At 52.0% G+C, this 13,586-nt stretch carries 15 protein-coding genes; 9 read left to right on the forward strand and 6 right to left on the reverse strand.

All coding sequences use genetic code 11. The features are described from left to right. Nucleotides 1–10 precede the first annotated feature (10 nt). A complete protein-coding gene (gene rpsT, locus SRBAKS_RS01550; RefSeq protein ID WP_229592908.1) occupies nucleotides 11–277 on the forward strand; it encodes a 30S ribosomal protein S20 in 267 nt (88 codons plus the stop codon). Between the two features lie 197 nt (nucleotides 278–474). Here rpsT and SRBAKS_RS01555 read toward each other — a convergent pair whose 3' ends face one another. Then, entirely contained in the window at nucleotides 475–1,149 is a 675-nt protein-coding gene (locus SRBAKS_RS01555; RefSeq protein ID WP_229592910.1) for a Crp/Fnr family transcriptional regulator, read from the reverse strand. A gap of 102 nt (nucleotides 1,150–1,251) precedes the next feature. On the opposite strand from SRBAKS_RS01555, the gene SRBAKS_RS01560 reads away from it, so the two are divergent. From SRBAKS_RS01560 to SRBAKS_RS01590, 7 genes are all read left to right on the forward strand, one after another. Continuing rightward, nucleotides 1,252–2,568, forward strand: a complete 1,317-nt coding sequence (locus tag SRBAKS_RS01560) for a 4Fe-4S binding protein (RefSeq protein WP_229592912.1) — start codon at nucleotides 1,252–1,254, stop codon at nucleotides 2,566–2,568. Nucleotides 2,569–2,597: 29 nt separating this feature from the next. Then, nucleotides 2,598–3,389 (forward strand): ATP-binding protein, encoded by a 792-nt coding sequence (locus SRBAKS_RS01565; RefSeq protein WP_229592914.1) that lies wholly within the window; start codon nucleotides 2,598–2,600, stop codon nucleotides 3,387–3,389. A 10-nt stretch (nucleotides 3,390–3,399) separates the two neighbouring features. Further along, nucleotides 3,400–3,717: a cupin domain-containing protein gene (locus SRBAKS_RS01570; RefSeq protein WP_229592916.1), complete on the forward strand. Its 318-nt coding sequence runs from the start codon at nucleotides 3,400–3,402 to the stop codon at nucleotides 3,715–3,717. Between the two features lie 46 nt (nucleotides 3,718–3,763). Next, complete coding sequence (locus SRBAKS_RS01575; protein WP_229592918.1) at nucleotides 3,764–4,384, forward strand: nitrite/sulfite reductase domain-containing protein; 621 nt, start codon at nucleotides 3,764–3,766, stop codon at nucleotides 4,382–4,384. A gap of 24 nt (nucleotides 4,385–4,408) precedes the next feature. After that, nucleotides 4,409–5,068 carry a nitrite/sulfite reductase domain-containing protein gene (locus SRBAKS_RS01580; RefSeq protein WP_229592920.1) on the forward strand — a complete coding sequence of 220 codons (660 nt, stop codon included), beginning with the start codon at nucleotides 4,409–4,411 and terminating at the stop codon, nucleotides 5,066–5,068. 159 nt (nucleotides 5,069–5,227) lie between these two features. Beyond that, nucleotides 5,228–6,598 carry a Trk system potassium transporter TrkA gene (gene trkA / locus SRBAKS_RS01585; protein WP_229592922.1) on the forward strand — a complete coding sequence of 457 codons (1,371 nt, stop codon included), beginning with the start codon at nucleotides 5,228–5,230 and terminating at the stop codon, nucleotides 6,596–6,598. Beyond that, nucleotides 6,599–8,056 (forward strand): TrkH family potassium uptake protein, encoded by a 1,458-nt coding sequence (locus tag SRBAKS_RS01590; protein ID WP_229592924.1) that lies wholly within the window; start codon nucleotides 6,599–6,601, stop codon nucleotides 8,054–8,056. 230 nt (nucleotides 8,057–8,286) lie between these two features. Here the strand turns inward: SRBAKS_RS01590 and nadA are convergent, their stop codons facing one another. Together nadA and nadC are read right to left on the reverse strand one after the other, a co-directional pair. Beyond that, nucleotides 8,287–9,327: a quinolinate synthase NadA gene (gene nadA / locus SRBAKS_RS01595; RefSeq protein ID WP_229592926.1), complete on the reverse strand. Its 1,041-nt coding sequence runs from the start codon at nucleotides 9,325–9,327 to the stop codon at nucleotides 8,287–8,289. Nucleotides 9,328–9,338: 11 nt separating this feature from the next. Beyond that, the gene (nadC, locus tag SRBAKS_RS01600) at nucleotides 9,339–10,208 is read right to left on the reverse strand and encodes a carboxylating nicotinate-nucleotide diphosphorylase (protein WP_229592927.1); all 870 of its coding nucleotides are present in this window, start codon (nucleotides 10,206–10,208) and stop codon (nucleotides 9,339–9,341) included. 160 nt (nucleotides 10,209–10,368) lie between these two features. Between nadC and mgtE the strand changes: the two genes are divergently transcribed. Further along, nucleotides 10,369–11,703, forward strand: a complete 1,335-nt coding sequence (gene mgtE, locus SRBAKS_RS01605; RefSeq protein WP_229592928.1) for a magnesium transporter — start codon at nucleotides 10,369–10,371, stop codon at nucleotides 11,701–11,703. A 103-nt stretch (nucleotides 11,704–11,806) separates the two neighbouring features. On the opposite strand, the gene SRBAKS_RS01610 is transcribed toward mgtE, so the two are convergent. The 3 genes from SRBAKS_RS01610 to SRBAKS_RS01620 are packed head-to-tail and all read right to left on the reverse strand — an operon-like array spanning nucleotide 11,807 to nucleotide 13,545. After that, nucleotides 11,807–12,544, reverse strand: a complete 738-nt coding sequence (locus SRBAKS_RS01610) for a protein phosphatase CheZ (protein WP_229592929.1) — start codon at nucleotides 12,542–12,544, stop codon at nucleotides 11,807–11,809. 21 nt (nucleotides 12,545–12,565) lie between these two features. Continuing rightward, complete coding sequence (locus tag SRBAKS_RS01615) at nucleotides 12,566–13,084, reverse strand: PilZ domain-containing protein (protein ID WP_229592931.1); 519 nt, start codon at nucleotides 13,082–13,084, stop codon at nucleotides 12,566–12,568. A gap of 17 nt (nucleotides 13,085–13,101) precedes the next feature. Beyond that, nucleotides 13,102–13,545 carry an NIL domain-containing protein gene (locus SRBAKS_RS01620; RefSeq protein ID WP_229592933.1) on the reverse strand — a complete coding sequence of 148 codons (444 nt, stop codon included), beginning with the start codon at nucleotides 13,543–13,545 and terminating at the stop codon, nucleotides 13,102–13,104. Nucleotides 13,546–13,586: the final 41 nt, after the last annotated feature.

Consider the following 13,586-nt stretch of genomic DNA (forward strand, 5'->3'; position numbering starts at 1 on the left):
AGAAATTACCTTGGCTAATCACAAATCCGCCCTGAAAAGGCACCGTCAGAGCTTGAAGCGTCGCGCCCGCAACCGTATTTCCAAAACCCGCATCAAGAACACCGTCAAGGCTGTTCGTGAAGCGATCGAGGCAAATGACGTTGCACAGGCTCAGGAAGCTCTCAAGGCCGCTACCTCCATTCTGGACAAGGCTGCCCGCAAGAAGATTATCCACCAGCGTCAGGCTCAGCGTCGCGTCGCTCGTCTTCAGACTGCTGTCAACAAGATCTCCGCGTAGCGTAAACTTCGATCTCTCCTGATCGCGATTGCGTATGGGGGAGTCTTTGAGTGCCGGTTAGTCCGGTATTCTTGAAGAGCTGCCGACATGGATTATGTAGCCCGCTGCACTCAGTGCAGCGGGCTTTTTGCGTTGGTTTTATGGCGATATGTCTTGAAATTGAAGAACGTTTGGTCAAGGGCAGAGAAGATGTCTCTTTATCGTCCCTGATCAGCAATATCCTGAAGATCGTCCTGATTCAGGATGGTGATCTCCTTGCCATTCAGGGCGATGAGTCCTTCCTCGCTGAACCGTTTGAAAATTCGCGAGAGCGTTTCCTGAATAGTGCCGAGATAGAGGGCTATCTGGCCTTTGGGCAGATCAAGCTTGAAGGTGTCCGAGTCCTGAGAAGAGTGCAGCAGCAGGAGGTATGAAGCCACCCGCGCCGGAGTCTCCTTAAGACTCAGGTCATCGATTTTATTGACCAGAATCCTGAGACGTTGAGAGAGCATGGCCATCATTTTCATGACCAGGTCAGTGTCTTCCCTGAGTATTCGTTCAAATTCATCACGGGGAAAGAACAGCGTTTCGCATTTTTCTATGGCTTCACAGTGTGCCGGAAAAGTACCGCCCTCAAACACAGGAACTTCCCCTACGGCTTCACCTGGACCAAAGACATGAAGAATTTGTTCTTTTCCGGCTGGGGAGGTGCGGAATATTTTGACCCGTCCTGATACTGGCGCAAAAAAACCATTGGCCGCTACATCCGCCAGAAACAGAGTTTCTCCCTTCCTGAATTTTTTGATCACAGCTATATCTGCAAGCTTGAGGAGCTTTTCGTCAGGCAGCCCTTCAAAAAAAGTGATGGCCTTGAGTGCAGCCAGTTTATTCATGATATAATATTCTCCATTTTTCTTTTTGATACGGTAATTTGACCTAAGTCATGGTTCCCGTCAAAAAAAATGTCCATTGTGGCGTCACGGAGATTGAAAAACGTGAAGAAGCCCTTTTTGACCATACCGATCCTTGCATTGCTGCTTCTGGGTGCTCATATGCTCAGGCAGGGTGACTTCGGCCTGACCGCATCATGTGCGGTTTTGGTCGTGTTGTTGTTCTCCCGACAGTCATGGGTCCGTCCGGTCACGATCGTCTCTTTGCTCGTTGCCGGATACGTATGGGCAGAGGCAACCGTGGAGTTGATTTCATTTCGACAGGCGTTCGATCTTCCCTGGAAGCGGCTGGCATACATTATGGCGGGTGTCATTCTCCTTAATGTAGCGGCTCTGGGACTCATGCTCACCCGTTGGGCGCGTCGATGGTTTGATCGCGGTGAGGAGAGAGCGTCTGCCAGGGCGGCCATATTTATCCTCACATGTGTAAGCCTCGCCTTAGCCCGGAGTCAGGTTTCCTTCCCCATACTTTTGCTTGATCGCTATCTGACTGGGTGGGGATGGTTCGAAATTTTCGCCTTGTCCTACTATGCCCAATGGATTGGTTCCATGATGCTGTTGCCCAAGGGGCACAGAAGAGTACGCCCACGCATCTGGGGGCTGTTCTCAGCGCTCTTTTTCCTTCAGTTGGGACTGGGGCTCATCGGTATGGATGCCATGCTCATGACGGGGGCGCTGCATCTTCCTGTGCCGGCTCTTATCGTGGCGGGCCCCATCTTTCGCGGAGGCGGATTCTTCATGCTCATCTTGTTCTCCGTGACCGTACTGCTGGTGGGGCCAGCATGGTGCAGCCACCTCTGTTATATTGGAGCCTGGGACGATTGCATGAGCCGTCTGGGACCTCGACCTGCTCCTGGTAGAACCCTCGGACGGTTGAGCCTCCTCGGACGCGGTACAACCCTGGCCCTGGCTGTTACAACGGCATTGGCCCTGCGCGTTGCTGGCTTCCCGGCAATCACTGCAGTGCTTTTTGCTGCCGGATTCGGGCTGGTGGGTGTCGGAGTAATGGTCTTTGTCTCCCGCAAGCGAGGCATGATGGCGCATTGTACTGCATTTTGTCCCATGGGGTTGGTGGCGAATATCATGAGCAGGATTTCTCCCTGGCGCATAAGGGTAGGGGAAGACTGCACCCGATGTGGGGCCTGCTATACCCAGTGCCGATATAATGCTTTGGACGAGAGCAGGGTTGCTGCAGGGAGTCCCGCCCTGTCCTGCACCTTGTGTGGCGACTGCGTATCAGTCTGTGCCCACAAGCAGATCAGCTACACGTTTCCCGGATTGTCTTCAGATAATGCCAGAACCGTATTCATCGTTTTGGTTGTCAGTCTGCACGCACTGTTTCTCGGTGTCGCCAGAATATAAATTTAACGTAAAAATAAAAGGATAATATAATGATAAGCAAAAGAAAGATGATCACCATCAATGAAGAGTTGTGTAACGGTTGCGGTCAGTGTGTGCCTTCCTGCGAAGAGGGGGCTCTGGCCATAGTCGATGGCAAGGCCAAGCTGGTCAAGGAGATATATTGTGATGGACTGGGAGCCTGTCTGGGTGATTGCCCCACAGGGGCCCTCAAGGTCGCGGTTCGCGAAGCCCCTGATTTCAACCCTGACGCCGTTGCCGAGCACCTGAAGGCTCAAGGCCGCGAAGTGCCGGACCATATGCCGAGCCCCGAGTCTTTGCGGCTGGATGGTCCCGGCGGCAGCAAGCTTGCAGGCGGATGCCCCGGAGCAGCCATAAAGACCATGATTCCGTGTGGGCAGACCAATATTCCCATAGCAACGCCTGCCGGTGGTTCCGCTCTGTCTCATTGGCCCGTGCAGCTCCGTCTTGTGCCACCTACCGCTCCGTTTCTCAAGGACGCGGATCTGTTGCTGACAGCGGATTGCGTACCGGTGGCCATGCCCAGCTATCATGGTGAGTATGTGCCGAACCGCGTGGTTCTCATGGGGTGTCCCAAGTTTGATGATCAGCAGTCATATATCGAGAAAATCGCTGATATCATCGTTGCAAATGAGTTGAAGTCCATCACTGTCATGGAGATGGAGGTCCCGTGTTGCTCTTCAATGAGCGTGATTCTGAACGAAGCAGTCAAGCGTGCCGGCAAGAGCGTTGATGCTGTCCGTGTGACGGTGGGGCGTAACGGCAGTGTCTTGGATACAGTTCCTTTGAACTTCCAAATGTAGGAGATATACAATGAAGAAGATTGAATTATTCAACGAACACGGCTTCAAGGACTTGACCTTCTCCAATTTCCTGGTGCATGAGTCTGAGTTCATGAAGGTGATCAATTTCAACTTCAAGGCAGGGCAGAAGCTGCCCATCCATTCCCATGACCTGGAAGGAGAGTTGACGTTGACCATCCTGGAGGGCGTGGGTGAGTTCCTCGCTGCGGACGGTGCGTCCATGCCTGCCCACCCTGGTGACGTGCTTGTTTCCGATATTGCGGAACCTCACGGCGTTCAGGCAACCACGGACATGCGTGTGCTCGTCACCATAGCTCCCCCAATTTAAAATGAAAACACAAGAATTCATAGAACAACTTCCCGTGCGAGCCGTCATGCATCGAGCTGACGGCTCGTTCACGGTTGTCCCTCGTGTGGCCCTTGGCAGTCTTTCCGCCGATGCTTTGGCAAAGATCAATGCTGTTGTGCAGGAGTACAGCCTTGCGGGTGTGCGTCTGACTGCCGGACAGCACATGATGATTGATGGAGTGTCCGAGGACATCCTGTCTGATGTCGTTGCCAGGCTTGGTGAGGTGGGGGACACGTACAAGTACAAGGTTCAGGCGTGTCTCGGAAATACCGGTTGCAAGTTCGGTCAGCGGGATTCCATGGAATTGGCCCGCAACCTTGAGGCTTTTCTTGACAAGTTCAATCTTCCAAGCAAAATCAAGGCCTCTGTATCCGGTTGTTCCATGTGCTGCGTTGAGTCCATGGTTCGTGATATCGGATTGCTCGGCAAGAATGTGGGGTGGACCGTTTCTTTTGGTGGCAATGCCGGAAAGAAGCCTCGGCAGGCGGATGTTCTGGCTGAAGATGTCACCTCGAAAGAGGCGTTCGAGATCATTGGCAAGGCGCTTGATTTTTATGCTGAAAACGCCAGGATTAAGGAGCGCACGGCACGATTTGTGGAGCGTGTGGGAATTGATGCGGTTAAAGCCGCTGTGTTTGACGTATAAGTAAGTTTATTTGGAGCGAAAATAATGGCTGAAAGTGATACCCCCAAAGGCGCGATACTCCAGCGCGACAAGAAAACCTATGCAATTGTGCCGCGAACCCCTGTGGGACTGGTGACTCCTGATGTTCTTGAAGCCCTGGCTCGTGTCGGGCGCAAGTTCGAGATTCCCATCATGAAGATCACCTCCGGGCAGCGTATCGCGTTGGTCGGTCTCGGCAAGGAGCAGGTAGACGAGGTCTGGGAAGATCTCAAGATGGAGATAGGGCCTGCTGTGGGGCTGTGTGTCCATTATGTGCAGGCATGTCCGGGCACGGAAGTGTGTAAACTCGGTGTTCGGGATTCTCTCGGCCTCGGTTTGGAGCTGGAGGAAATGTTTGTGGGCAAGGAGTTGCCTGCCAAACTCAAGGTTGGTGTTTCCGGCTGCCCCATGTGTTGTGCCGAAAGCTATGTCCGCGACGTTGGCCTTATCGGCAAACCCAAGGGCTGGACGGTCGTGGTCGGTGGTAACGCTTCTGGCAGGCCGCGCATTGCGGATGAATTGGCCCAGGATTTGACACGCGACGAAGCCAGGGAGTTGGTGAGCCGTTTCCTTGACTACTATCGAGATACTGCCGGAAAACGGACTCGTTCAGCGCGCATGTTGAGTAAAGTGGGTATTGAGGCCGTTAAAAAAGCGGTTCTTTAGGCTGATAATACAGTGTTCAACGGCGGCCCTGTCTGACAGGGCCGTCATTTTTTATCTATCGCATATTCTTGATGTATATAGTTTTTCATGATGTTGCACTGGTTGCAAAACATGCGTAGAGGTAAAGTGGTTTAGCATTCTTATTACAGGAGAGATTATTTGAGGGTCATCATCATAGGTGCCGGTGAAGTTGGTTTTCATATCGCACGACGATTAGCAGTGGAAAACAAAGAAGTTGTCGTTATCGACAAAGATGACGAAGCGCTGCGAAAAATCGTCGAATCTGCTGATGTGCAGACCGTCAAAGGGTCCGGTAGCAGTCCCCAGGTTTTGTTGGATGCTGGTATTGAGGAGGCTGATATCTTCCTTGCCGTCACCGATTCCGATGAGATCAACCTTATTTCCTGTTTTTTTGCCAATATGTTGGGCAGCGATGATGTCACCAAGCTCGCCCGCATTCGGCATGAGATGTATACTGATTACAAGCACCTGCTCACAGAGCAGGGGGCCAACATCACCAAAATCATCAATCCTGATGAAGAGGTGGTCAACTCGGTGCTTCGACTTATGTCCGTGCCGGGAGCCGTGGAAATCAATGAGTTTGCCGACGGCAAGATTCGACTTATCGGCGTGAACCTCCCGGACAAGAGCCCGATCGTGGGGAGCCAACTCATTCATTTGCGGGACAAGATCGGCGATGAACTCGGCCTTGTTATCGCGGCTCTGGTTCGTGATGACGAGCTCATTATTCCAAGCGGTCTTGATGTCATCAAGAAAGATGACGTGGTCTACTTTGTCTGTGACGTGCGTGATCAGGATGAAATTCTGGAACGGCTCGCCATATCAACCGAACCCGTTCGCAAAATCATGATTATTGGTGGCGGTAATATCGGCTTCAAGCTCGCCAAGGCCCTGGACAACAAATATTACCACACGCGTGTATTGGAAAATCGTCAGAAGCGATGTGAATTTCTTTCCGAGCACCTGGATAGACCTATTGTCCTCATGGGCGACTCCACTGATCAGGAAATTCTCCGTGAAGAGAATATTCAGGACATGGATATGGTCATTGCCGTGACCGGCGATGAAGAGACAAACATCCTTTCCTGTCTTCTGGCCAAGAGTCTTGGCGCCAAGAGTACGGTTACACGAGTCAACAATTTCGGTTATATGCCGCTGATCGAACCAATAGGTATCGATTATGTGGTGTGCCCACGTCTATCTGCGGTCAATTCGCTGTTGCATTTTATCAGACGCGGCAGGATCATGTCTTCCGTGGCCATCAAGGGCGATGAAGCCGAAGCGCTCGAAGCCATCGCACACGAAAGTTCACCTATTGTAGGCAAAGCGGTCAAGGATCTCGGGTTCCCGCGTGGGTGTCTGGTTCTGTGCTTTCAGCGTGGTGATGAGGTTGTCATCCCCCGTGGAGATACCATTGTGCAGCCCAATGACCGCCTCATTATCATTTCAACAAGGCAGACCATCCCAAAAGTGGAGAAGGTCCTGACGACCAAGGTGGAGTACTTTTAAATGCGTTGGCGTTATGTGCTCCATGTCATAGGCGCGTTGGTTGCCTGTGTAGGGCTGACCATGGTTCTGCCGTTGATGTGGGGATTATACTATGGTGACGGCACCGCCTTTCCTTTGGGGTTGTCGCTGTTCATCACCGTGTTTCTTGGTGGGACCACTTTTCTGATTTTTCGTGATCCGAAATCCAAGAAAATTCCCATGACGCATCGGGAAGGCATGGCTATTGTCGCATTGGGCTGGTTCGTCGCCGGTGCTTTCGGAGGGCTGCCTTTCTATCTGGGCGGAGTCTTTGAGAGTGTCGTCGACTGTGTGTTCGAGTCTCTGTCCGGCTTTAGCACCACCGGGTCATCCGTGCTGACCAACATTGAAGCCATCCCCCGCGGACTGCTGTTCTGGCGCAGTTTGACACATTGGCTGGGTGGTATGGGAATCATCGTTCTGTCTTTGGCGATCCTTCCCTTTCTCGGCGTCGGTGGTATGCAGCTGTATAAGGCAGAAGTGCCGGGGCCGACACCGGATAAGCTCAAGCCTCGGATCAAGGACACAGCCATAACCCTGTGGAAGGTCTATGTCCTGTTCAGCGCAATCGAGACCGTGCTGCTGATGTTCGGTGGTATGGATTTTTTTGACGCGCTTTGTCACACCTTCGGCACCATGGCCACTGGTGGATTTTCCACCATGAATACGTCTGTAGCGGCCTTTGACAGTGCATATATCGATTATGTCATCACCATATTTATGCTTATTGCAGGGGTGAACTTCAGTCTGCACTTCATGTTGCTCAAGTGGCGCCCGGCGGTGATGTTCAAGGACCCGGAATTTCGTGTCTTTATTGGCATGACTTTCGTTTTCTGTGTGATCATCACCATCGTGGTCTATCTCGCAGGGAACTACGATAATGCCGCTGATTCAATTCGATATACGTCCTTTCAGGTGGCCTCCATTTTGACTACCACCGGATACGCCACAGCGGACTATGAGCTTTGGCCTGCCGTGGCTCAGTCCATCTTGCTGTTTTGCATGTTTGTCGGCGGATGTGCCGGCTCAACAGGGGGTGGCATGAAGGTCATGCGTATCATGGTGTTGTGTAAGAAATCCTACAAGGAATTGTTTCGACTCATTCATCCCAGATCCGTCAGCCATGTAAAAATGGGCAGGATTGTGGTCAAGGATGATGTTATCAGTGGTGTGTTTGGCTTTTTTATTCTTTGGATTGGGCTTTTTGTTCTGGCTGGCATGGCCGTGTCTGCAACAGGTGTGGATGTGACCACGTCGTTTGCTGCTTCCCTGGCCTGCATCGGAAATATCGGCCCTGGTATCGGCGGCGTCGGTCCTACGGACAACTTTGCATGGCTGCCTGACACCGCAAAATGGGTTCTGACCTTTTGCATGGTGCTCGGTCGTCTTGAGATTTATACAGTCATCATCCTGTTTGTGCCGGAGTTCTGGCGGAAATAGGATTGCAGGCAGAAGAAGTATGAAGGGTCGGTTCCAATGGGGCCGCCCCTTTTTTTATCCGTTTGGAGACCGTTGTTTTGCGTAGAATTCTGCCTTGTTTCAGGTTGTTAGGTGTGCAGTAAGGGCATGCTGTCAAAATGTGTACGAGCGTCAAGGCTCTTATGCTGGTCTCATGGTATAAAAAAAGGGCGATGCAGTTCTGCATCGCCCTTTATATTGTTCTGGGGCTTTTATGCGCAGACGTCGAGCATGCGCTGGAGGGCCAGACGAGCTGGTTCCTTGATGTCGTCGCTCACTGTCACAGGAGTGGCAGTCTCCAGTGTCAGCAGTTTTTGCGCCAGCTTTTCAACGGTAATCTTGCCCATGTCTTCACATTGGTGTGCCATGAGCGGTTTGATGGTCTTTTTGCCTGCATAGAGGGCCGTCAGACGGTTTACCAGGTTCTCTTCGGTGCCGATGTATACAGTCGCTCCCTCGGAGGCTTCCTCGGCGTATTTGATAAGAAAGGTGGTGGACCCGTCACCATCAGCCGCTGCCACCAGAGCGGGATCGCACTCGGGGTGGACCACGATCTTGGCATCGGGTTCATTGGCGCGGATGGTTTCCATGCTTTCCAGGGTGAATTCTTCGTGGATAGGACAGTAGCCGGGCCAGATGATAAAGCTCTTGTCGGCGACAAGTGCCGGATCGACATGCAGCGCGGGATCACCGTCAATGACATCAACGGGCAGGATGATGCGCGTATCCTCCGGCACGTTCAATGCGTTGGCCGTGTTGCGTGCCAGATGTTTGTCCGGGAGGAAGAGGACGCCGTCCCCCTGTTTCAACGCCCAGGCAAGCATGGTTTTGGCGTTGGCCGAAGTGCAGACCGAGCCGCCGTATTCGCCGACAACGCCTTTTACGGCTGCCGAGGAGTTGACGTAGGTGAGAGGGATGATATTGCGCCCGTTCTTTTGCAGGATATCGAGTACATTTCTTACACGTCCGGCTTCGGCCATGTCTGCCATGGGGCAGGTGGCGGTCGTGTCCGGAATGTGGATTTTCTGGCCTTCACGGCTGAGTGTGGCCGCAGATTCGGCCATGAAATAGACGCCGCAGAAGACGATGTGTTCGGCGTCGAGGCTGTCGATTTTGCGCGAGAGTTCCAGAGAGTCGCCACGGATGTCAGCGAACTGTATGACTTCGTCGGACTGGTAGTGGTGACCGAGAATGGCCAGGGAGTCCCCCATGGAGGCCTTGATTCGTTTTATGGTGTCAGCAGGGTTTTCCACAGTGTTCCTCTTTATCCTAAAGGTACGAATTGCATACTGAAATCAGCAAATGGTGCCGAATGAGTCAATTTGCCTACAGAAATATAATTTGCGCCAAGTTCCGCTTTTTCCCTGATGTTTTCAAGGCTTACATTGCCGCTGATTTCGGTTTCGATTGAGTCCGGTACGATACCGAGCGCCTTGGTGATGGTCGCGGCGTCCATGTTGTCGAACATGATACGTTTGATTGCGCATTGGCTGGCTTCTTCAACTTCTTCGAGAGTGCGGCATTCGACTTCAATGGGAGGGCAGGGCTTGTGGACTGTCTGCAATTGGTGGACAGCCTGAGTGATCGAGCCGGCACGGTCAATGTGGTTGTCCTTGAGCATGAGCATGTCAGACAGGGTCAGCCGATGGTTTTTTCCCCCTCCGGCGAGCACTGCGTATTTTTCCGGGAAACGGAGCCCCGGGAGTGTTTTGCGTGTGTCCAGCAACTGTGTCTTGGTGTCTTTGATGGCATCCACATACTGTGCGGTCAGATTCGCTATCCCGGACAGGTGGCAGAGGAAGTTCATGATGACTCGTTCCGCCTTGAGTAACTGGGTGGCCGGACCTTGCAGAGCGGCCACCATGGTCCCCTCTGAGACTGTGTCGCCATCGTCCACATTGAGGTGGGCCTGACATTGGTCGCCACCGAACTCAAGGACAAGGGGAATAATGGGCAGACCGGCTACAACGGTCTTCTCTTTGGCAACGATCATTGCCTGCGCCATGTCATCCTCATTGAAAAGTCCGGTGCTGGTCAGATCAGAGGCGTCTTCAGCTAGAGCTATGCGTATCGTGGCCAGAAGAAACATCCTGGCTTCGGCTGTGAAAAAATCGTCGAAAGTGTTGGTAGACATAGTGTTAATCCGATTTTTATTGGGTAATAAATGGCAACTATAGTACGGAGATGTTTTCGTCAAGGAAAGCCGTAGTTGATGAAATATTTCACAACAATATAACGTGTGAATCAGGAGATTGCTTTGACCTTGATCGCTAATTGGGCTAGGGGTTTTGCCCATGAGTGTTAAAGAGGAAAGAGCCCCTTTCACGGGCGATGACAACGATACTCCGACCCTGGCAGAGATCGAAGCACAGCATCCGGCTGATGCGGCTGATACTATTGAAGGGCTGGATATTATTGATCAGGTAAAATTCATCAAGCAGCTTCCTATCAAGGATGCTGCCAAATCCATTGCGGAGATGGAAGACCTGGATCAGCAGGAGCTCATCACGAACCTGAATCGGGGATTGGCTGCTCGTATCCTTGAGCAGATGCGTCCCGATGACGCCACAGACCTTCTTGATGGTCTTCAGGATGACCTGCAGAAATCCCTCTTGAGTCGCATTGACGCTGAAGACAGGGCCGAACTCAAAACGCTGCTGACATTTGACCCCGATACCGCCGGCGGTGTCATGAACACCGAGGTGGTCATCCTCGATCAGGACCTCAATGCCGATCAGGCAGTGTCCAAGATCCGTGAAGAGGTAGAGGATAAGGAAATTCCTTATTATGCCTACCTCACGGACAAAAAAGATCGACTGGTTGGGGTTGTCTCCTTACGCGATATTCTTCTTGCGAAACGTGGCGTGATTCTCAAGGAACTCGTCAAGACGCAGAACCTCGTGACCGTCGGTTACAATATTGACAAGGAAGAAGTCGCCCACCTCATTGCTCACTATAATCTGCTTGCGCTCCCTGTTGTTGATTTCGGGAACCGGCTTCTTGGTGTTGTCACTGTTGACGATGTCATCGACATTATTCACGAAGAGGCTTCCGAGGATATGCAGGCCATGGTTGGTGCCGGTGCAGACGAAACCACGGATTCTCCGTGGCTGTACTCTGTGCGCATGCGTCTTCCCTGGCTCATCATCAACGTAATTTTTTCCGCTATTTCTGCGTGGGTCGTGCACCTTTTCGAAGGCAACATAACTCAAATGGCCGTACTTGCCGTACTCATGCCGGTTGTTGCCAACCAGGCCGGTAATACTGGACAGCAAGCGCTGGCCGTCATGATCCGTCAGTTGGCCATGGAACGTTTTGACAGAAAACGGGCGTGGCTGGCCGTGCTGCGCGAACTGCGTATAGGCTTGCTCAATGGTCTTATCATCTCGTCACTGGTCTTTTGTGCAGCGTTCGCGGTGACGGGTAAGTTGGGGTTGGCTTTGGTTATGTGTGGTGCGTTAGGAGTGGATATGGTTCTCGGAGCTTTTGCCGGAGCCTCAATCCCGTTGTTACTCAAGGAGTTGGGGCGTGACCCCGCTCAGGCTTCGAGTATTTTTCTGACAACCATAACCGACTCCATGGGATTCTTTTTCCTGCTCGGTTTGGCCGGGTTGGTCCTGCTTACCTGATGCAGGTTCTCGGCAGCCGGCAGCCTCAATTAATAAACGAACAGGGCCGTACCAGATTTCTGGTACGGCCCTGTTCGTTTATTGTCGTGGAGAGGGGAGAGGATTAGTCCAGCCCAAGTGAGGCGAGCAGGTCGTCCACATCACCCTGATTTGAGTCCTCAGTGGGGCCCATAAGCTTTGAGCTGGCCTGGTCCTTGGCATCCTTGGAAAGGGCCTCAAAGTCCTTCTCAGGCTCAACCTCGCGCTGTTGGATCATCAGACCCGTGGAGAGCATGACCTCTCTGACGATCTGTTCGATCTGACGGATTGAGTTGATGATTTTTTTGATGCGTTGACCGGTAAGGTCCTGGAAGCTGAGGGAGATCATGATATTGGACAAATCCATGCCGAGGGTGTCGTTAATGGATTTGAGCTTTTCGCGGTTGGACTTGGTCACGCCACCAGACTCGAACCCTTTGACTATGGATGCGACCGACCCTTGGAGTTCCTGGAGTTTCTCGACGATATCGATAATCTCAACAGCCGCTTTTTCAGTAGTCTGCAATACGGCGTCGAGTTGGTCGGACGTTTCCGAGAAGAATTCTTCGGGATCAATATCGGCTTGGATTTTGCGAATTTCCTTGCCGCCGCGAGCGGCTTTGACTTCCTGGTAGATTTGCTTCAGCCCACCCTGGAGGTCCTCATTGACCCGGCGGTAGAATTCTCCTTCCAGCAGTGCCGTGGAAAGGTTCTTGGCGATTTCCCGTTCAACTGATTTGGTGATGGCATCCTTCAGGCTCGTGACGAGCTGTTCGGAGACCTCGTTCATCAGTTCTTGTACCAATTCATCATTGCTGGTCATATCTGGGCTCCTGGGGCGTGACTATATTTTTGAATTGCGGATTTGTTCGCGTTGCTGCTTGAAGACAAATTGAACGATGGTTTCCATGTCCGAACCGCGCATATCCACGAATTCGAAACGGTACAGCCCCGTATCTTTTTCACGCTCCAAAATACGACCTTTCGTGCCGGCCATGGTCAGCGGAACCTGGTTGAGAGTGAGGATTATTTCTAGAGGAGCCTCCGATTCGAATGTTTCGGAGGAGCGGAACCGTATACCGGCACCCGATATTTCCACTACCTCTATTTCAATGGGAAAATCGGTCTGTATGTAATCCTTGCTCAACAGACCGATTACCTGGTCCAGCTTTCGGTCCATATCGATCAGAAAGGAGGTCACCTCATTGGGTAGCTTGCTCTTTTTGAAAAGCTCCTTGCGGGATGTGGTGGTATCCACATTGGCACCGGTGAAGAGCTGGGGAGAGTCAATGGAGTGCATAAGCCTGGCATTGGCTTTGAGCCTGACAGGAATGCGTGAGAATGATCGCTTTTCTTCACTCATAATGGACCCCGGGCAGTTTATTGCCTGTTGTTTTCATCCAGATCGAGAGTCATTGCTTTGACCGGACAGATTCGTGTGCACATGCCGCAAGCCGAACATTTGTCCACGTCAAAGATAATGGTCTTGTCTGATTTCTCGAGAGTCAGGGCATCAGTCGGACACATGGCAGTGCATACGCCACAGTGGATGCATGACTCTTCGTTTCTGAATATTTTGTGGGCGACAGGGGTGATCCTGACACCGTTTTCCTTGAGGTATCCGATTCCCCGATGGAATTCTTCTTCCAGGCCTGAGAGTTCCAGAGTCATGGTACCTTCATGGCGTGGGCTAATATCCGCTTTGAGAATATTGAAGCTCAAATCGTAGTTGCGGAGGAGATTGCACACAACCGGCCTGCCGGAGACTTCCGGAGGGAAGGAGAGATAGACTATTTTTCTGAAACCTTTGATTATTTCTTTCATTAGGACATCCTGATTGATGTATATGGCATAGTAGGGATGAT

Source organism: Pseudodesulfovibrio sediminis (genome assembly GCF_020886695.1).
In the GTDB taxonomy this organism is placed as follows: domain Bacteria; phylum Desulfobacterota; class Desulfovibrionia; order Desulfovibrionales; family Desulfovibrionaceae; genus Pseudodesulfovibrio; species Pseudodesulfovibrio sediminis.